Origin of the sequence: Burkholderia stagnalis, assembly GCF_039848545.1 — a bacterium.
Taxonomy (GTDB): Bacteria; Pseudomonadota; Gammaproteobacteria; order Burkholderiales; family Burkholderiaceae; genus Burkholderia; species Burkholderia stagnalis.
Map to the genome: position 1 here is coordinate 357,986 of NZ_CP156685.1, position 18,233 is coordinate 376,218.

Here is an 18,233-nt window from a genome sequence, read left to right on the forward strand (position 1 = left end):
CCGCGCGCAAGCGCCTTGCCTGAGACCCCGATGACCGCACTCAAACATACCCCGCTCAACGCCGCGCACCGTGCGCTCAACGCTCGCATGGTCGATTTCGGCGGCTGGGACATGCCCGTCAACTACGGCTCGCAGATCGACGAACACCAGGCCGTGCGCACCGACGCCGGCATGTTCGACGTGTCGCACATGTGCGTCGTCGATTTCACCGGCAGCCGCGTGCGCGCGTTCTTCGAGCACGCGATCGCGAACCACGTCGGCAAGCTGAAGACGCCCGGCAAGGCGCTCTACTCGTGCCTGCTCAACCCGCAGGGCGGCGTCATCGACGACCTGATCGTCTATTACTTCACCGAGGATTTCTTCCGCGTCGTCGTCAACGCCGGCACCGCCGAGAAGGACATCGCGTGGTTCAACCAGCTCAACGAGCAAGGCGGCTACGGCCTGACGATCGCGCCGCGCCGCGATTTCGCGATCGTCGCCGTGCAGGGCCCGAACGCCCGTGAAAAGGCCTGGGCGACGCTGCCCGCCGCGCGCGCCGCGACGAGCGAGCTGAAGCCGTTCAATGCCGCGCAGGTCGCGGGCACGCCGTTCGGCGATCTCACCATCGCGCGCACCGGCTACACCGGCGAGGACGGCTTCGAGGTGATCGTCCCGGCGCTGCACGTCGAGGCGCTGTGGAACGCGCTGCAGCAGAACGGCGTGCGGCCGTGCGGGCTCGGCGCGCGCGACACGCTGCGCCTCGAGGCCGGCATGAACCTGTACGGCCAGGACATGGACGAAACCGTCTCCCCGCTCGACGCGGGCCTCGCGTGGACGGTCGACCTCAGCGCGCCGCGCGCGTTCGTCGGCCGCGACGCGCTGGAGCGCGACGGCTCGCGCGCCGCGTTCGTCGGCCTGATCCTGCAGAAGGAAAACGGCAAGGCGGGCGGCGTGCTGCGCGCGCACCAGAAAGTCGTCACGCCGCACGGCGAAGGCGAGATCACGAGCGGCACCTTCTCGCCGTCGATGCAGGAATCGATCGCCTTCGCGCGCGTGCCCGCGGCCGTGCAGATCGGCGACACCGTGCACGTGCAGATTCGCGACAAGCAACTTCCCGCGCGCGTGGTAAAACTGCCGTTCGTGCGCAACGGCAAGGTCCTCGCTGCGTAACGACCCCGAGGGCCGGGCGGCATGGCGCCCGGCGACCCACACCCGGCGCACCGTCACGGTGCGCCAGAACGAAGAATCACACCCTTTCTATTCAGGAGCATCCGATGAGCAACGTTCCGGCCGAACTCAAGTACACCGACGAACACGAGTGGATCCGCACCGAAGCCGACGGCACGCTGACGATCGGCATCACCGACCACGCGCAAAGCACGCTCGGCGACATCGTTTTCCTCGAACTGCCGGCAGTCGGCAAGCAGGTGAAGGCAGGCGACGCGATCGGCGTCGTCGAATCGGTGAAAGCCGCGTCGGACATCTATTCGCCCGTGACGGGCGAAGTGGTCGCGATCAACGCGGACGCCGTCGACACGCCGGAAGAAGTGAACAGCGACGCGTACGACACGTGGCTGTTCAAGATCAAGCTCGCCGACGGCGCATCGACCGACAACCTGCTCGACGCCGCTGCCTACAGCAAGCTGATCGACTAATCCCCTCACCCGAAACCGCGCGGGGCCGGCCAGCCGGCCCGCGCGGGACCAGAGTCACGCCATGAAGCTCGAACACCCGGACCGCCTGATGAACCGCACGCCCCTCTCGCTCGCCGCGCTCGAAACGCACGACGCGTTCGCCGAACGCCATATCGGCCCCGACGCCGCCAGCCAGCAGGCCATGCTCGACACGCTCGGCTTCGCGTCGCGCGCCGCCCTGATCGACGCCGTGATTCCCGCGTCGATCCGCCGCGCCGAAACGCTGCCGCTCGGCCCGTTCGTGCAGCCGAAAAGCGAAGCCGAGGCGCTCGCCGCGCTGCGCGAGCTCGCAGGCAAGAACCAGGTGTTCCGCTCCTACATCGGCCAGGGCTACTACGACACGCACACCCCCGCGGTGATCCTGCGCAACGTGCTCGAAAACCCGGCGTGGTACACGGCCTACACGCCGTACCAGCCCGAAATTTCCCAGGGCCGCCTCGAGGCGCTCCTGAACTTCCAGCAGATGGTCGCCGACCTGACGGGCCTCGCGATCTCGAACGCGTCGCTGCTCGACGAAGCGACCGCCGCGGCCGAGGCGATGACGCTGCTGCAGCGCACCGGCAAGCCGAAGTCGAACCTCTTCTATGTCGCCGACGACGTGCTGCCGCAAACGCTCGAAGTGGTCCGCACCCGCGCGCTGCCGGTCGGCATCGAAGTCGTCACGGGCCCGGCGGCCGACGCCGCGCAGTCGAACGCGTTCGGCGTGCTGCTGCAATACCCGGGCGTGAACGGCGACGTGCGCGACTACCGCGCGCTCACCGAAGCGATCCACGCGGCCGGCGGCCACGTGGTCGTCGCGGCCGACCTGCTCGCGCTCACCGTGCTGACGCCGCCCGGCGAATGGGGCGCGGACGTCGCCGTGGGCAACACGCAGCGCTTCGGCGTGCCGATGGGCTTCGGCGGCCCGCACGCCGCGTACCTCGCGGTGCGCGACGAATTCAAGCGCCAGATGCCGGGCCGCCTCGTCGGCGTGACCGTCGACGCGCAGGGCAAGCCCGCGCTGCGCCTCGCGCTGCAGACCCGCGAACAGCACATCCGCCGCGAGAAGGCGACCTCGAACGTGTGTACCGCGCAGGCGCTGCTCGCGATCATGGCGAGCATGTACGCGGTCTACCACGGCCCGCACGGCCTGAAGACGATCGCGCTGCGCGTGAACCGCATCGCGGCGCTGCTCGCGGCCGGCGTCAAGCAGCTCGGCTTCGCGACCGTCAACGACACGTTCTTCGACACGCTGACGATCGACACCGGCGCACGCACCGAACAGGTCCACGCGCTCGCGAACGCGAAGCGCATCAACCTGCGCCGCGTGAGCGCCACGCAGGTCGGCATCTCGGTCGACGAGACGACCACCCGCGACGACCTCGCCGACCTGCTCGCCGTGTTCGCGCAGGCCGCGGGCGGCACCGCGCCCGACGTCGACGCGCTCGACGCCGGCCTCGCCGGCATCGCCGCGCTGCCGGCCGGCCTCGAACGCACGAGCGCGTACCTGACGCACCACGTGTTCAACCGCCATCATTCAGAAACGGAAATGCTGCGCTACCTGCGCAGCCTGTCGGACAAGGATCTCGCGCTCGACCGCTCGATGATCCCGCTCGGCTCGTGCACGATGAAGCTGAACGCGACGTCGGAGATGCTGCCCGTCACGTGGCCGGAATTCGGCCAGATCCACCCGTTCGCGCCGGCCGAGCAGACCGTCGGCTACCGCGAGATGATCGACCAGCTCGAGCAGATGCTCGTCGCGGCAACCGGCTACGCGGCCGTGTCGCTGCAGCCGAACGCGGGCTCGCAGGGCGAGTACGCGGGCCTGCTGATCATCCACGCGTACCACGCGTCGCGCGGCGAGAGCCACCGCGACGTGTGCCTGATCCCCGCATCGGCGCACGGCACCAACCCGGCCTCGGCGCACATGGCCGGCATGAAGGTCGTGGTGGTCGCGTGCGACGCGCAGGGCAACGTCGACATCGCCGACCTGAAGGCGAAGGCCGACGAGCATGCGAAGGACCTCGCGGCGATCATGATCACGTATCCGTCGACGCACGGCGTGTTCGAGCAGAACGTCCGCGAGATCTGCGAGATCGTGCATGCGCACGGCGGCCAGGTGTACGTCGACGGCGCGAACATGAACGCGATGGTCGGCCTGACCGCGCCGGGCCAGTTCGGCGGCGACGTGTCGCACCTGAACCTGCACAAGACCTTCTGCATCCCGCACGGCGGCGGCGGCCCGGGCGTCGGCCCGGTCGCGGTGGGCGCGCACCTCGCGAAGTTCCTGCCGAACCAGCGCTCGACCGGCTACGCGCGCGGCGAGGAAGGCATCGGCGCGGTGTCGGCCGCCCCGTACGGCTCGGCGTCGATCCTGCCGATCTCGTGGATGTACATCGCGATGATGGGCGCGAAGAACCTCACCGCCGCGACGGAAACCGCGATCCTCAACGCGAACTACATCGCGAAGCGCCTCGCGCCGCACTACCCGGTGCTGTATTCGGGCCCGGGCGGGCTGGTCGCGCACGAGTGCATTCTCGACCTGCGTCCGATCAAGGAATCGAGCGGCATCAGCGTCGACGACGTCGCCAAGCGCCTGATGGACTACGGCTTCCACGCGCCGACGATGAGCTTCCCGGTGCCGGGCACGCTGATGGTCGAGCCGACCGAATCGGAATCGCAGGAGGAACTCGACCGCTTCATCGCCGCGATGATCGCGATCCGCGAGGAAATCCGCGCCGTCGAGGAAGGCCGCGCCGACCGCGAGGACAACCCGCTGCGTCACGCGCCGCACACGGCGGCCGTGGTCACCGCGAACGACTGGCCGCACGCGTATTCGCGCGAGCAGGCCGCGTACCCGGTCGCGTCGCTCGGCACGAACAAGTACTGGCCGCCGGTCGGCCGCGCGGACAACGCCTATGGCGACCGCAACCTGTTCTGCTCGTGCGTGCCGATGTCGGAATACGCGTAACGCGCGCGCCGTTCCAGGGTTCGCCCGCACCATGCTGACGGCACACCGCACGCAACCCCGGTTGCGTGCGGTTTTTGCATGCGCAGCCGAAGCGGCTCACGCGCGCGCGTCAATCCGGCTAACATCACACGCGATCCAGCCAATGAAGGAGTTCCGCATGGTGCGTTCGATGTTTCCGGACCACGGCGCGCGGCGCGCGCGCGCCCGCGCGTGGGTGCCGACGCTCGCCGCGTCGCTGTCGATCGCCGCCGCCGGTTTCGGCGCGGCGGGCAGCGCGCGCGCGGCGATGAATTTTTGCGCGGCGCCGGCGTTGCAGTCGAGCGAGACGACGCAGGGCGAGCCGGGCGTGCAGGCGCTGATCCACGGCGTCGACGCGCATCTCGGCGAGCAGCCGAAGGCGCAGCCGCGCGTGCACACCGAAGGCACGCTGCCGCACGAAGGCATCTACGACCAGAGCGCCGCCGCGCTGAAGGACATGGAGCTGATGCGCGACGCCGCGCTCGCGTGGCGCGTGACGAACGACGCGCGCTACCTGCAGTTCGTCGACCGCTTCCTGTCCGCGTGGGTGGCAACCTACCAGCCGGGTTTCAACCCGATCGACGAGACGCGCTTCGACGGCCTGATCCTCGCGTACGACATGACGGCGAGCGCGCTGCCGGTGAAGACCCGCAACGCGGCGTCGGCGTTCATCGCGAAGCTCGGCGCCGGCTACGTCGAGCGGATCGACGCGCAGCCGCGCCCGCTCGCCGGCACCTGGCGCAACAACTGGCAGAGCCACCGGATCAAGCTGATCGCGCTGTCCGCGTTCACGCTCGGCGACCGCAAGATGATGAACGCCGCGCAGCGGCTGTTCGTCGAGCATCTCGCCGACAACATCGGCGCGGACGGCACGACCTACGACTTCACGGAACGCGACGCGCTGCATTACGCCGTCTACGACCTGCAGCCGCTCGCGACCGCCGCGCTGGCCGCGCGCCGCTTCAACCGCAACTGGCTGCGCGAAAAGGGCTCGAACGGCGCGACGCTCGCCGCCGCGCTCGACTGGCTCGTGCCGTATGCGCTCGGCGAGAAGACGCACGAGGAATTCGTGCACTCGCCGGTGCCGTTCGACGCGAAGCGCCGCGAAGCCGGGATTCCGGGCTACACGGGGCAGTGGGACCCGAAAAACGCCACCGAACTGTTTCATCTGGCCGCGCGCCTCGACGGGCGCTACGCCCGCGTCGCGCGGCAGCTCTCCCCGACGCCGCCCGCATGGCTAGCCGCGTGCTTGCCGCTGCAGGCGCGCTAGACTCATTACAGCAATACAGGAAACGAAATGGCAGTCAGCGTGTTTGACCTCTTCAAGATCGGCATCGGCCCGTCCAGCTCGCACACGGTCGGCCCGATGCGCGCCGCGCTGATGTTCGTCCAGGGCCTCGAGCGCGACGGGCAGCTCGACGCCACGGCAAACGTGAAGGTCGAGCTGTACGGCTCGCTCGGCGCGACCGGCAAGGGCCACGGCACCGACCGCGGCGTGATGCTCGGCCTGCTCGGCGACGCGCCCGACACCGTCGATCCCGACACGATCGCCGAGCGCCTCGACGCGGTGCGCGCGTCGAAGACGCTCGCGCTGCTCGGCAAGCACCCGATTCCGTTCGTCCTCAAGGAACACATCGCGTTCTACCGCCAGGCGCTGCCCGAGCACCCGAACGGGATGAAGCTGCGCGCGACCGACGCGAGCGGCGCGGTGCTCGTCGAGCGCACCTACCTGTCGGTCGGCGGCGGCTTCGTCGTGACGGCCGGCGCGCCGAACACCAAGGTGCTGAGCGCGGCCGAGCAGATGACGCACCCGTTCCGCTCGGCGGCGGAGCTGCTCGCGCTGACGGAAGCGACCGGCAAGTCGATCGCGCAGCTGATGTGGGAAAACGAGCGCGCGTGGCACACCGAGGAAGAAACCCGCGACGGCCTGCTGAAGATCTGGAGCGTGATGCAGTCGTGCGTGTCGCGCGGCTGCGGAATCGGCAACCCGGACGCCGAGGGCAACCTGCCCGGCCCGTTCCAGGTGAAGCGCCGCGCGCCGCAGCTGTACCGCGCGCTGACCGGCAGCCCGGAGCGCGCGCTGCAGGATCCGCTGTCGATGATCGACTGGATCAACCTGTACGCGATCGCGGTGAACGAGGAGAACGCGGCCGGCGGGCGCGTCGTGACCGCGCCGACCAACGGCGCGGCCGGCATCATCCCGGCGGTGCTGCACTACTACACGCGCTTCACGCCGGGCGCGAACGAACAGGGCGTGATCGACTTCCTGCTGACGGCCGCCGCGATCGGCGTGCTGTACAAGCTGAACGCGTCGATTTCGGGCGCGGAAGTGGGCTGCCAGGGCGAAGTCGGGGTCGCGTGCTCGATGGCGGCGGGCGCGCTCGCCGCGGTGCTCGGCGGCACGCCGCGCCAGGTCGAGAACGCAGCCGAGATCGGCATGGAGCACAACCTCGGCCTCACCTGCGACCCGGTCGGCGGGATGGTGCAGATCCCGTGCATCGAGCGCAACGCGATGGCGTCGGTGAAGGCCGTCAACGCGGCGCGCATGGCGCTGCGCGGCGACGGCACGCACTACGTGTCGCTCGACTCGGTGATCAAGACGATGCGCGAAACCGGCGCCGACATGAAGACGAAGTACAAGGAAACGTCGCGCGGCGGGCTCGCGGTGAATATCGTCGAGTGCTGATGGCGGCACGGTCGGGCAGGCGCGGGCACGGCATCACCGGCCCTCGCGCCTGGCGTGCTCCTGCCCGCCGCGGCCGTCGGCCATGAAATCCGGCCCGAATGTCGCAAACTTCTCGAGCACGCCCGCCAACGAACGCCGCATCGGTCGAATACGAATTTCATCGCCCACGCGCTCGATTTCGCGTTCGATGTCGCTGCGCTCGCAGGCCAGATCGGCGGGGATGCACACGGCTTGGGCGTTGCCGGATGTGAACATTCGGGTGAGTTTCATTGCCGTCTCCCATTTTTGTTACGGCCACTGCCGTCGCGCATGCAGCACGCGCAGAATCTCGATGGCGCCTTCAGCGCGCCGAATGCGATACACGAGCACGTCGTTCGGCGCAATCACCAACTCGCGAGTGCCCTGCACGCGCCCCGGCCGACACAGCTCGGCATGCGCCGGCAGTGCCTCGACCATTTCATCGATCCGTTCGTCCAGCTCCAGCGCGGCCACCGGGTTGTCCTGGCCGATGAAGTCCATGATGGCGCCACGATCCTCGCATGCGTTCGGATTCCAGTGCAGCGCGAACGTCAAGCCTTGCCCCCTTGCTTCGCGATCCGCTGTCGCAGCGCCTCACGACGCGAAGCAAACTCGGCCTTGACCTCGGCGTCGGGAATGGACGGCCGCGGGTCGTCCAGGGCCTGCTGCACCTGCTCGCGCAACCAGCGATCGTAAGCCGCCGCCTCGTGCGCCGCTTTCAGCGCGACCGCGCGATCGGGCCGGGTGGCCCGACCGGCAGCATCGGGATCGAAATCCGACGCGTCCACGTCGAATCGGCTGATGCCGATCTCGCGCAGAAAACCCACCAGCGTTTCGAATCGGCGAAACACGCGCACGTCGCCGCGTCTGGCCGACAGATAGCGCTCGGTGGTGCCATAGCAGGCCGCGACGGCCCAGCCGTTGCCGCGGCCCACCACGCGCGCGTCGCGCACGGCGCCCGCCTCGACAAGCTGCGTGAGTGTCTTCTGGTCGATCGTTTCGGTTGCCATGATGATGCTCGACCCCATCGATGATTCAGAGGGACACTTTACTATTGAATGATCGACCGTCTTACTGTTAATTGGCAGCATCGTTTCAGCGATCCGGGTCGGCATTCGACTCGGCACCCGATGTGACACTTTTGATCGGTCGCAACACGCGCGCAAGCTGGCCTTCCGGCCAATCGCCGATCCTTCTCCATCCGCGTTCCGACACTTTTCACCCTCCCCCCAACCGGCGTAAGCTGTACGTCCCGCTACCCAGGGAGACGGCATCCCATGTCGCATTCCGAGGATCTCGAGCCGCGCGGCGTCAACGGCGCGCGCCTGCTCGTCGATGCGTTGCTCGCCAATCACGTCGAACGCGTGTTCTGCGTGCCGGGCGAGAGTTTTCTCGCCGTGCTCGATGCGCTGGCGGACCACACCGCGCGCATCCAGACGGTGGTCTGCCGCCACGAGGCGGCCGCCGCGAACATGGCGGAGGCGGTCGGCAAGCTGACCGGCCGCCCCGGCATCGCGTTCGTCACGCGCGGGCCCGGCGCGACGCACGCGTCGATCGGCGTGCACACCGCCTTCCAGGATTCGACGCCGATGATCCTGTTCATCGGCCAGTGCGCGCGCGAGCATCTCGATCGCGAGGCGTTCCAGGAAATCGACTACCGCCGCATGTTCGGCGAGATGGCGAAATGGGTCGCGCAAATCGACGATCCGCGCCGCCTGCCGGAATACCTGAGCCACGCATTCCACGTCGCGACCGCCGGCCGCCCCGGCCCGGTCGTGCTCGCGCTGCCCGAGGACGTGCTGTCCGAGCCGTGCGCGCCGCAGCCGGTCGCGCCGCCCGCGAAGCGCATTGTGGCCGCGCCGTCCGCCGCGCAGATCGACGAGCTGCGCGAGCGGCTCGCGCGCGCGGAACGGCCGTTCGTCGTGGTCGGCGGCAGCGGCTGGACGACCGACGCGTGCGCGAACCTGCGCAGCTTCGTCGAGCGCTGGCAGTTGCCGGTCGCGTGCGCGTTCCGCTATCAGGACACCTTCGACAACGCGCACCCGAACTACGCGGGCGACGTCGGCCTCGGCATCAACCCTGCGCTGGCGCGGTGCATCCGCGAAGCCGACCTGCTGTTCGCGCTCGGCCCCCGCCTCGGCGAGGCGACCACCGGCGGCTACACGCTGCTCGAGATCCCGAAGACGCGCCAGACGCTGATCCACGTCCACCAGGGCGCGGACGAGCTCGGCCGGGTCTACGCGGCCGACCTGCCGATCGTGTCGGGCATGCCGGAAATCACGGCGCTGCTCGCCGCGCTCGAGCCGCCGGCCGCGCCCGCGTGGGCCGGCAGCGCGGCCGACGCGCATCGCGCCTATCTCGACTGGCACGCGCCGCTGCCGATGCCCGGCGACGTCCAGCTCGGCGACGTGATGACGCAGCTGCGCGAGCGCCTGCCGCACGACGCGATCCTGACCAACGGCGCGGGCAATTACGCGATCTGGCTGCACCGGCACTTCGCGTACCGGCACTTCCGCTCGCAGCTCGCGCCGACCAGCGGCGCGATGGGCTACGGGGTGCCGGCCGCGCTCGCCGCGAAGTCGCTGTACCCGTCGCGAACGGTCGTCGCGCTCGCCGGCGACGGCTGCTTCATGATGGCCGGCAACGAGCTCGCGACCGCGATGCAGTACGGGCTGAACATCGTCGCGATCGTCGTCAACAACGGGCATTTCGGCACGATCCGCATGCATCAGGAGCGCAACTATCCGGGCCGCGTGCACGGCACCGGGCTCACGAACCCGGATTTCGCCGCGTATGCGCGCGCGTTCGGCGCGCACGGCGAGACGGTCGAGCGCACCGCCGAGTTCGCGCCCGCGCTCGAGCGCGCGCTGGCCTGCGGGCTGCCGGCGCTGATCGAGATCCGCGTGCCGCAGGACGCGAGCACGCCGGCCGCGACGCTCGAACAGATCCGCGAACAGGGCCGCCGCGCGCGCGGCGCATGACGATGGGCGCGTGCGCGGCGGGCACCGCGCTGTCGGCAGGCGACGCGCTCGTCTGGCCCGGCACGCTGCTCGCGCCGGACCGCACGCTCGTCGCCCCCTACGATCTCGAACATGATCACGGCGCCGCGGCCGGCCACGTGCCGGCCGCGCCCGCGCTGGGCCTGCTGCACGCCGCCACGCAGCCGTTCCGGCTCGCTTACGACGGCACGCTGCACGTGCACGTGATCAACGGGATGGGCGTCGCGCTCGGCGATTCGGTGATCGGCCTGACCGCGCTCGCCGCGCTGCGCGACGCGCACCCGGGGCTGCGCTTCACGCTGTATCGCCCGGCCCGTGCGCCACGCCATGTCGACGCGCTGTACGCGCTCGCGGCCGGCGTCGTCGCGCCGGCGCACACGCTGCCGTGGCCGGCCGATGCGCTGCCGGCCGGCGCGATCCGCATCGATGTCGGCAACCACCTTTACTGGCCGGATTTCGCGCGGCTGCCGATGATCGACTTCTTTCTCGCGGCGCTCGGCGCGGAGCCGGCCGCCGTGCCCGCAGCAGCGAAGCGCAACCGCTGGCTCGCGCGGCTGCCGCTGCCCGCGCTGCCGGATGCCTGGCGGCGGCCGTACGTGCTGTTCTGCCCGAGCGCGAGCACCGCCGTGCGCAGCGTGCCGCCCGCGTTGCGCGCCGCGTGCGTCGAGCGGCTCGCGCAGCGCTACGGGCTGCCCGTCGTCGGCTTCGAGCCGCTCGCGCATCCGGCTTATACCGATGTGAGCCCGTTCGCCCGCGATACCGCGGCCTTCATCGCGTGGGTCAGGGGCGCGAACATGCTGTTCTCGTCGGATACGGCGGCGCTCCATCTCGCCGACGGTTTCGACGTGCCGACGCTCGCCTGCTTCACGACGATCGCGCCGGGCTTGCGCATGCGCGACTATCCGCATTGCGTGCCGGTCGCCCTCGACGTGCCGGACGCGCTGCGCGGGATTCATCGCAGCGAAGCACCGGACGATCTCGCGGCAGTCGACGCGGCGTATCGCGCGCTCGATTGGGATGCGCTCGACTGGCCGGCACCGCGCCGGGCGGCGGTCGATCAGGGGTGACGTTCCGGAGGCAATGCGCCCGACTCACCCCGCCGCGACCATCACCGCGCTGTCGCGCAGCGCTTCCGACGGCCGCTTGCCGAACATCCGCCGGTAATCGGTCGCGAACTGGCTCAGGTGCCAGAAGCCCCACGCCTCGGCGACGTCCTGCACCGATTCCGCCGCGCGGCCGCACAGGTCGCGCCGCGCGCCGTTCAGGCGCAGCGTGCGCAGATAGGTCGCGGGCGCCATTCCGAGCACGTCCTGGAAGCAGTACTGCAACGTGCGGCGGCTCACGTGCAGTTGCTCGCACAGCTCCGGCACGCCGACCGGGCGCGTGCGATGCGCGAGCACGTAGTCGCGCGCCTGCTCGACGATCCAGCGCCGGCGGGCGAGCGCCGTGCCGGCCGCGCCGTCGGCGGGCAGCGCGCACACGTCGAACAGCGCGGCGAGCACCTCGGCCTGCAGGTCGTTGCGCTGCGGGTCCGGCAGCGGCGCGACGGCGGCGGCCGCGTCGTCGAGCCGCTGGCCGAGCAGCGTGCACAGCCGCGTGAGCCGCGCCTCGCCGACCTGCACGACGCTTTGCGTCGGCAGCCGCTCGTCGAGCCCGCAGTGCTCGACCTGCTCCGCATAGCGGCGCAGCACGTCGCCGCGCACCACCACGCCATAGATCGCGAACTGCGCGGGCGTCAGCAATTCGAATTCGACGTTGCCGGGGCGGAATGCGAGCGCGCCGGCGTCGATCCGCTGCGCGTCGACGCGCGCGCCGCCGTCGCGCACGAGCGGGATGCCGAACCAGTACGCATCGCCGCGCACTTCGCACGCCTGGCGCAGCGTGTGGCTCGTCGATTCGCGGAACAGCTTCATCGTGTCGAGCGGCAGCTCGGTCAGCGTGCCGACGAAGCGGCCCGCCGCAAGCTGGTCGTAAGTTTGCCGCCAGCCGATCAGGTTGCGCGCCTGCTCGTCGGCATCGTGCGCGACGCTGACGACGGCCTGCCCGGCCGGCACGTCGTCGCCTTGCGCGCTGCACCGCGTGTCCTCGGCGGTCGGTTCGCCGGCGCCTGCCACTCGATCGTTCATCGTCCTTCTCCTGTCGCCCCGGAACCCCGCAAACCATGCAAGTCCCGTGCCGAATCGCGCATATTCGATACGCGATCCGGCGGAATGCCCGTCATTCAACGACGGCGCGCCCGGCCGCGCAATGCGTACTGACCGGGATGGCGCGCCGCGCGCACCCGGCTGGTGCGGCCGCCGGGCGTCGTGCGCGCCGCCGGCCCGGTCACGCGCCGCCGCCGGGCCGCAGCCGCACGACGCGCGTGCCGCAATCGCCGTAGGCCTGCGCGACCGTCAGCTCGACGATCGGGCAATCCGCCGGCCACGGCATCGCGTCACTGTCCGGCAAACCCTCGCGCACGACGGCCCGGCCGTTGATCCGGTAGCGAATCCCGCGCAGGAAATCGACGAACAGCAGCCCGACGCCGTTGCCGTCGCATCGCGCCGCGCAGATCCGCCCTTGCGGCCCGGCCGCGCGCGGCAGCGCGAAGCGCAGCGTCTTCGTGTCAACCACCCGGACGACCGGCAGCCGTTCGCCCTGCGCGTCGCGCATCGATTGCACGATGTCGCAACTCACGCGCGCGTCGCCACCGGCGCCGACGGCGACGAACATGAACGGCTGCGCCTCGATGAATTGCCGCACGCCGATGCTCACCCGCGTGGTGACGACATCGCGCATGCGCTCGGCTTCGTCCGCGACGCCGAAGCGGCGATGCGCGTCGAGTTCGCCGTCGTGAAAAACCGGATGCCGGGAGGCCGGTCGAACGGGTTCCGCCATGTCGGCTCCTTGCGGGTTGCGCCGGCGACACCGCCACCGGCGAGCCACCGGCGCCTGGCCGGCCGCGCCGGGCCAGCCGCAACCTGCATCGCTGCGGCCGGCCCGCGCCCGCCCCCCCGCCCCGATCAGAAGAACCCGAGCGCCTCGGCCTGGTAGCTGACCAGCAGGCACTTCGTCTGCTGGTAGTTCGACAGCGCCGTCTTGTGGGTCTCGCGACCGATGCCCGACTGCTTGTACCCGCCGAACGCCGCATGCGCGGGATACAGGTGATAGCAGTTGGTCCACACGCGGCCGGCCTCGATCTCGCGGCCCATCCGGTACGCACGCGTGCCGTTGCGGGTCCACACGCCCGCGCCGAGGCCGTAGAACGTGTCGTTCGCGAGTTCGATCGCGTCCTGCTCGTCCTTGAAGGTCATCACCGACGCGACCGGCCCGAAGATCTCCTCCTGGAACACGCGCATCTTGTTGTTGCCGAGCAGCATCGTCGGCTTCACGTAATAGCCCGTGCCGAGTTCGGCCGCCGGCGCCGTGCGCTCGCCGCCCGTCAGGCATTGCGCGCCTTCGCCGCGGCCGATGTCGATGTACGACAGGATCTTGTCGAGCTGCTGCTGCGACGCCTGCGCGCCGATCATCGTCTGCAGGTCGAGCGGATGGCCGGCCTTGATGCGCTCGACGCGCGCGACCGCCTTCTCGATGAAGCGCTCGTAGATCGATTCCTGGATCAGCACGCGCGACGGGCACGTGCACACCTCGCCCTGGTTCAGCGCGAACATCGCGAGCCCTTCGAGCGCCTTGTCGAGGAACGCGTCGTCCTGGTCGAGCACGTCGGCGAAGAAGATGTTCGGGCTCTTGCCGCCCAGCTCGACCGTCGACGGGATCAGGTTGTCGGCGGCCGCGTGCAGGATGTGCTTGCCGACCGGCGTCGAGCCCGTGAACGCGATCTTCGCGATGCGCTTGCTGGTCGCGAGCGCTTCGCCGGCCTCCTTGCCGAAACCGTTCACGATGTTGATCACGCCCGGCGGGAACAGGTCGCCGATCAATTCCATCAGCACCAGCACTGAAGCAGGCGTCTGCTCGGCCGGCTTCATCACGATGCAGCAGCCGGCCGCGAGCGCCGGCGCGAGCTTCCATGCGGCCATCAGCAGCGGGAAGTTCCACGGAATGATCTGGCCGACGACGCCCACCGGCTCGTGGAAGTGGTACGCGACCGTGTTGTCGTCGATCTCGGAGATGCCGCCTTCCTGCGCGCGGATGCAGCCCGCGAAATAGCGGAAGTGGTCGACCGCGAGCGGCAGGTCGGCGGCCATCGTCTCGCGCAGCGGCTTGCCGTTGTCGATCGTTTCCGCGACGGCGAGCAGCTTCAGGTTCTTTTCCATCCGGTCGGCCGCGGCGAGCAGCAGGTTCGCGCGCTCCGTCACCGACGTCTTGCCCCACTTGCGGCGCGCGGCGTGCGCGGCATCGAGCGCGACCTCGATGTCGTCCGCGCTCGAGCGCGGAATGCGGCAGAACGGCTGGCCGTTGATCGGCGACACGTTCTCGAAATACTCGCCCTTGACCGGCGGCACCCACTTGCCGCCGATGTAGTTGTCGTACTGCTGGCGGTACGGGTATTCGACGTCGAGGCCCAGTTGTTTCAGGTCAAACGGGTTCATCAGTGTCTCCTGTTCATCATGCTTTGCTTGTCGGAATGCGGCGCCGGTTGGTTGCGCGTGTCCGTTTACGCAACTTGCATGCCAAACACCCCGCATGCGGCCGGCACGGCGTTGCGCCGTGCGCCCCGCGCGCGTGTCGCGGGCGACTGCGCCAAACCTGAACACCCGGCGTGATCCGCGCCGTGCGGAGCGTTCGAAATTCCAACAGTGCCGGCGGGGCGGCGCGCGCCGAAGGCACGCCTGAGGCACGCCGGATGCGCGTCGCTTGCGAGCGCGGCGCGTGGCATGTCGCTTGCGTCTGCGTGCGGTGCATCCGGACACGCTCACCGACCCATGACTCGTCACGGCCCCCTTTCCGCCGACGCGATCGCGTTCATCCGCGCGCAGGCGTTCCTGATCGTCGCGACCGCGAATCCGGCGGGCGACAGCGATTGCTCGTACCGTGGCCGCCAGCCGCGCGCCGACGGCACGTTCGAGCCGCTCGTCGACATCCCCGACGCAGGTACGCTCGTGCTGCCCGATTTCGCGGGCAACAACCTGTTCAACACGATCGGCAACCTGCTCGTGAATCCGGCCATCGCGCTGCTGTTCGTCGATTTCCCGCGCGAGACGTCGTGGCTCGTGCAGGGCCGCGCGACGATCGACGAAGACGCGCGCCGCTGGGCGCATCTGTGGCCCGATGCGCAGCGCTATGTCGTCGTCGCGGTCGACGATGCGCACGCGCGGGCGGATGCCGGACTGCCGAATCTCGTTCCAGCCTGAAGATGCGTCACGCGGCCCCTGCGCGCCGCCCGCCGAGAAACGCGAACACCACCGCCGCGCACAGCACCGTCACGCCCGCGAGCCCGATCAGCAGATGATCGAACGCCTGCGTGTAGCTCTGCAGCAGCACCGCGCGCCCCGCATGCGGCAGCGCCGCGGCCGCACCGCCGAGGTCGCCGGTCGCGAGCCGCGAGGCGGCCCGCACGATCGCATCGCTCGTGGCGGTTGCGTCCGGCGCACCGCCCGCCGCACTCTCCGCACCGGCCACGCCCGCCGCGCGCAGCCCCGCCTGCGCAAGTGCCGCGAGCACCGCGCCGGCGATCGCGAGCGCGATCCCCTCGCCCGCGACCCGCGTCGTGCTGAAGATGCCGGTCGCCATCCCCGCGCGCTCCTTCGGCACGACGCTCACCGACAGCCCGTCCATCAGCCCCCACGGCATCCCGGCGCCGACGCCGATCGCGACCATCGGCGCGATCGCCGCCGGCCCCGCGCCGCCGCGCAGCGCAACGCTCAGCCACCCGAGCCCCGCCGCCGCGACCAGCAGCCCGACGCCCGAGATCACGCCGGCCGACAGCCAGCGCGTGAGCGTCGCCGCGACCAGCGGCACCACGAGCATCGGCGCGGAAATCGCGAGCATCAGCCAGCCCGCGTCGATCTCGCTGAAGCCGTCGATGCCGATGAAGCGCAGCGGCAGCACGACCAGCAGCACGATGTAGCAGCAGCAGGTGGACACCGGCAGCACCTGCACGCCGACGAAGCGCGGAATGCGGAACAGCGACAGGTCGAGCATCGGCCGCGCGACGCGGGCCTCGATCGCGACGAACGCGGCCGCGAAGAGCGCCGCGCCGGCCAGCAGGCCGACGACGAGCGGGCTCGTCCAGCCGCGCGCCGGCGCCTCGATCACGCCGAACGTGAACAGCGTCAGCGCGGCCGTGAACGCGGCAGTGCCGGGCCAGTCGAGCCCCGTCGCATGCGGGTCGCGCGACTCGCGCATGCGCGGCAGCCCGAACCCGAGCGACAGCGCGCCGGCCACGGCGCCCGTCAGGAAGATCGCGCGCCAGCCGTAGCGCGCGATCAGGCAGCCCGCCAGCACCGGGCCGAACGCGAGGCCGATGCCGAAGGTCGTGCCGAGCAGGCTGAACGCGCGCGTGCGCGCCGGGCCGTCGAACTCCTGCGCGAGCGCGGCGGTGCCGCCCGCCAGCGCCGCCGCGGCGGCCAGCCCCTGCGCGGCGCGCAGCAGGTCGAGCGCGCGCATCGACGGCGCGAACGCGAGCGCGACCGACAGCAGCGTGAAGCCGCCCACGCCGATCGCGAACACGCGCTTGCGGCCGAACTGGTCCGCGAGCGCGCCGGCGGCCATCAGGAAACTGCCGAACGCGAGCATGAACGCGTTCGTGATCCAGTTCAGCGCGACCGGCCCGCCGTGCAGGTCGCGGCCGATCGCGGGGGTCGCGACCGCGCCGCCGGAAAAGCTCAACGGCAGCGCGACGGCCGCCGCGCACACGGCGGCCAGCACCAGCATGCGACGGTGCGCGGGTGTGGCGGAAAAGGTGGAATCCATCGTTGCTCCTCGAAGACTCGGCGCCGGGGCGCCATCGAAGCGACACACGATAATTCGGATTGAATCGCGGAAAAACCATGCAGGATTCCGGATATAGCGGACTAGAATTCCTTAATCTCAAAAATGAAGGCCGCCGCCGAAACCTCGATGAACAACCTGAACGGCATCGTCGCGTTCGTCCGCACCGCGGAAACGCTGAGCTTCGTCGCGGCCGGCCGCACGCTCGGCATCTCGGCGTCGGCGGTCGGCAAGACGATCGCGAAGCTCGAACACTCGCTCGGCGTGCGCCTGTTCCACCGCACCACGCGCCGCGTGACGCTCACCGACGAGGGCCGGCATTTCCACGCGCGCTGCCAGCAGATCCTCGAGGATTTCCGCGACGCCGAGGCGATGGTGACCGAATCCGCGCAGCGCCCGCGCGGCAAGCTGCGCGTGAGCCTGCCGGTGATCGGCTACCGGTTCCTGCTGCCGGTGCTGCCCGCATTCAAGCAGCAGTACCCGGACGTCGAGCTGGACCTGGATTTCAACGACAGGATGGTGGACGTCGTCGAAGGCGGCTTCGACGCGGCGATCCGCAGCGGGCAGCTGTCGGATTCGAGCCTGATGTCGCGGCGGCTCGGCCCGTTCGGGTTCGTGCTGTGCGCGACGCCCGCGTATCTCGCGCAGGCCGGCACGCCGCGCGTGCCGCGCGACCTCGCGGCGCACGACTGCGTGCGCTACTGCTTCCCGACGACGGGCAAGCTGCAGGACTGGGCGCTCGCGGCCGACGACGGCGCGCCGCTGAAGCTGCGCGCCGCGATGACCTGCAACAACATGGAAGCGCTGCGCGGCGCGGTGCTCGCAGGCCTCGGCATCGGCTACATGCCCGACTTCCTCGCGCGCGACGCGCTGGAGCGCGGTGCGCTCGTCACCGTGCTCGACGACTACCGGATCGCGCCCGGGCAGTTCTCGATCGTGTGGCCGTCGAGCCGGCAGTTGTCGCCGAAGCTCAGGGTGTTCGTCGATTTCCTGTGCGAGCGGCTGTTCAAGTGACGCAG

Annotated in this window: 16 protein-coding genes; 9 read left to right on the plus strand and 7 right to left on the minus strand. The window is 70.2% G+C overall.

The window, feature by feature from the left end; genetic code table 11:
* The first annotated feature begins 30 nt into the window (after positions 1-30).
* The 5 genes from gcvT to ABFO07_RS01800 all read left to right on the plus strand — a co-directional run bounded on the left by gcvT (position 31) and on the right by ABFO07_RS01800 (position 7,327).
* Positions 31-1,149 (plus strand): glycine cleavage system aminomethyltransferase GcvT, encoded by a 1,119-nt coding sequence (gene gcvT, locus ABFO07_RS01780; RefSeq protein ID WP_059563879.1) that lies wholly within the window; start codon positions 31-33, stop codon positions 1,147-1,149.
* A 104-nt stretch (positions 1,150-1,253) separates the two neighbouring features.
* Positions 1,254-1,634, plus strand: a complete 381-nt coding sequence (gene gcvH / locus ABFO07_RS01785; protein WP_059563878.1) for a glycine cleavage system protein GcvH — start codon at positions 1,254-1,256, stop codon at positions 1,632-1,634.
* Positions 1,635-1,695: 61 nt separating this feature from the next.
* Positions 1,696-4,623 carry an aminomethyl-transferring glycine dehydrogenase gene (gene gcvP, locus ABFO07_RS01790; RefSeq protein ID WP_059923310.1) on the plus strand — a complete coding sequence of 976 codons (2,928 nt, stop codon included), beginning with the start codon at positions 1,696-1,698 and terminating at the stop codon, positions 4,621-4,623.
* A gap of 157 nt (positions 4,624-4,780) precedes the next feature.
* A complete protein-coding gene (locus tag ABFO07_RS01795; protein ID WP_059564017.1) occupies positions 4,781-5,911 on the plus strand; it encodes an alginate lyase family protein in 1,131 nt (376 codons plus the stop codon).
* Between the two features lie 27 nt (positions 5,912-5,938).
* Positions 5,939-7,327, plus strand: a complete 1,389-nt coding sequence (locus ABFO07_RS01800) for an L-serine ammonia-lyase (protein ID WP_059563876.1) — start codon at positions 5,939-5,941, stop codon at positions 7,325-7,327.
* A 33-nt stretch (positions 7,328-7,360) separates the two neighbouring features.
* Here the strand turns inward: ABFO07_RS01800 and ABFO07_RS01805 are convergent, their stop codons facing one another.
* The 3 genes from ABFO07_RS01805 to ABFO07_RS01815 are packed head-to-tail and all read right to left on the minus strand — an operon-like array spanning position 7,361 to position 8,355.
* A complete protein-coding gene (locus ABFO07_RS01805; RefSeq protein ID WP_059563875.1) occupies positions 7,361-7,597 on the minus strand; it encodes a hypothetical protein in 237 nt (78 codons plus the stop codon).
* A gap of 18 nt (positions 7,598-7,615) precedes the next feature.
* The gene (locus ABFO07_RS01810) at positions 7,616-7,900 is read right to left on the minus strand and encodes a type II toxin-antitoxin system RelE/ParE family toxin (protein WP_059892132.1); all 285 of its coding nucleotides are present in this window, start codon (positions 7,898-7,900) and stop codon (positions 7,616-7,618) included.
* On the minus strand, positions 7,897-8,355 hold the full coding sequence (locus ABFO07_RS01815) for a hypothetical protein (RefSeq protein WP_347468159.1): 459 nt from the start codon (positions 8,353-8,355) through the stop codon (positions 7,897-7,899). The genes ABFO07_RS01810 and ABFO07_RS01815 overlap by 4 nt, the downstream gene beginning before the upstream one ends.
* Positions 8,356-8,622: 267 nt before the next feature.
* On the opposite strand from ABFO07_RS01815, the gene ABFO07_RS01820 reads away from it, so the two are divergent.
* A complete protein-coding gene (locus tag ABFO07_RS01820; RefSeq protein WP_347468161.1) occupies positions 8,623-10,326 on the plus strand; it encodes a thiamine pyrophosphate-binding protein in 1,704 nt (567 codons plus the stop codon).
* Positions 10,323-11,411 carry an ADP-heptose--LPS heptosyltransferase gene (locus ABFO07_RS01825; protein WP_347468162.1) on the plus strand — a complete coding sequence of 363 codons (1,089 nt, stop codon included), beginning with the start codon at positions 10,323-10,325 and terminating at the stop codon, positions 11,409-11,411. The genes ABFO07_RS01820 and ABFO07_RS01825 overlap by 4 nt, the downstream gene beginning before the upstream one ends.
* A 24-nt stretch (positions 11,412-11,435) precedes the next feature.
* On the opposite strand, the gene ABFO07_RS01830 is transcribed toward ABFO07_RS01825, so the two are convergent.
* The 3 genes from ABFO07_RS01830 to exaC form a co-directional block, all read right to left on the minus strand.
* Entirely contained in the window at positions 11,436-12,470 is a 1,035-nt protein-coding gene (locus ABFO07_RS01830; RefSeq protein WP_059804173.1) for a helix-turn-helix domain-containing protein, read from the minus strand.
* Between the two features lie 199 nt (positions 12,471-12,669).
* Complete coding sequence (locus ABFO07_RS01835; RefSeq protein WP_347468163.1) at positions 12,670-13,221, minus strand: hypothetical protein; 552 nt, start codon at positions 13,219-13,221, stop codon at positions 12,670-12,672.
* 125 nt (positions 13,222-13,346) lie between these two features.
* Complete coding sequence (gene exaC, locus ABFO07_RS01840) at positions 13,347-14,873, minus strand: acetaldehyde dehydrogenase ExaC (protein WP_017334821.1); 1,527 nt, start codon at positions 14,871-14,873, stop codon at positions 13,347-13,349.
* A 333-nt stretch (positions 14,874-15,206) separates the two neighbouring features.
* On the opposite strand from exaC, the gene ABFO07_RS01845 reads away from it, so the two are divergent.
* Positions 15,207-15,635, plus strand: a complete 429-nt coding sequence (locus ABFO07_RS01845) for a pyridoxamine 5'-phosphate oxidase family protein (RefSeq protein ID WP_059563869.1) — start codon at positions 15,207-15,209, stop codon at positions 15,633-15,635.
* 7 nt (positions 15,636-15,642) lie between these two features.
* Here ABFO07_RS01845 and ABFO07_RS01850 read toward each other — a convergent pair whose 3' ends face one another.
* Positions 15,643-17,196, minus strand: coding sequence for an MFS transporter (locus tag ABFO07_RS01850; protein ID WP_060017424.1), 1,554 nt, complete (start codon positions 17,194-17,196; stop codon positions 15,643-15,645).
* Positions 17,197-17,343: 147 nt separating this feature from the next.
* Here ABFO07_RS01850 and ABFO07_RS01855 point away from each other — a divergent pair, with 147 nt between their 5' ends.
* The gene (locus tag ABFO07_RS01855) at positions 17,344-18,228 is read left to right on the plus strand and encodes a LysR family transcriptional regulator (protein WP_059804350.1); all 885 of its coding nucleotides are present in this window, start codon (positions 17,344-17,346) and stop codon (positions 18,226-18,228) included.
* The last annotated feature ends 5 nt before the right edge of the window (positions 18,229-18,233 follow it).

What these genes read in the sequence shown, in the direction of transcription:
- gcvT (WP_059563879.1), top strand. Translation starts at nt 31, where the DNA reads ATGACCGCACTCAAACATACCCCGCTCAACGCCGCGCACCGTGCGCTC.
- gcvH (WP_059563878.1), top strand. Translation starts at nt 1,254, where the DNA reads ATGAGCAACGTTCCGGCCGAACTCAAGTACACCGACGAACACGAGTGG.
- gcvP (WP_059923310.1), top strand. Translation starts at nt 1,696, where the DNA reads ATGAAGCTCGAACACCCGGACCGCCTGATGAACCGCACGCCCCTCTCG.
- ABFO07_RS01795 (WP_059564017.1), top strand. Translation starts at nt 4,781, where the DNA reads ATGGTGCGTTCGATGTTTCCGGACCACGGCGCGCGGCGCGCGCGCGCC.
- ABFO07_RS01800 (WP_059563876.1), top strand. Translation starts at nt 5,939, where the DNA reads ATGGCAGTCAGCGTGTTTGACCTCTTCAAGATCGGCATCGGCCCGTCC.
- ABFO07_RS01805 (WP_059563875.1), bottom strand. Translation starts at nt 7,597, where the DNA reads ATGAAACTCACCCGAATGTTCACATCCGGCAACGCCCAAGCCGTGTGC.
- ABFO07_RS01815 (WP_347468159.1), bottom strand. Translation starts at nt 8,355, where the DNA reads ATGGCAACCGAAACGATCGACCAGAAGACACTCACGCAGCTTGTCGAG.
- ABFO07_RS01820 (WP_347468161.1), top strand. Translation starts at nt 8,623, where the DNA reads ATGTCGCATTCCGAGGATCTCGAGCCGCGCGGCGTCAACGGCGCGCGC.
- ABFO07_RS01825 (WP_347468162.1), top strand. Translation starts at nt 10,323, where the DNA reads ATGACGATGGGCGCGTGCGCGGCGGGCACCGCGCTGTCGGCAGGCGAC.
- ABFO07_RS01830 (WP_059804173.1), bottom strand. Translation starts at nt 12,470, where the DNA reads ATGAACGATCGAGTGGCAGGCGCCGGCGAACCGACCGCCGAGGACACG.
- ABFO07_RS01835 (WP_347468163.1), bottom strand. Translation starts at nt 13,221, where the DNA reads ATGGCGGAACCCGTTCGACCGGCCTCCCGGCATCCGGTTTTTCACGAC.
- exaC (WP_017334821.1), bottom strand. Translation starts at nt 14,873, where the DNA reads ATGAACCCGTTTGACCTGAAACAACTGGGCCTCGACGTCGAATACCCG.
- ABFO07_RS01845 (WP_059563869.1), top strand. Translation starts at nt 15,207, where the DNA reads ATGACTCGTCACGGCCCCCTTTCCGCCGACGCGATCGCGTTCATCCGC.
- ABFO07_RS01850 (WP_060017424.1), bottom strand. Translation starts at nt 17,196, where the DNA reads ATGGATTCCACCTTTTCCGCCACACCCGCGCACCGTCGCATGCTGGTG.
- ABFO07_RS01855 (WP_059804350.1), top strand. Translation starts at nt 17,344, where the DNA reads ATGAACAACCTGAACGGCATCGTCGCGTTCGTCCGCACCGCGGAAACG.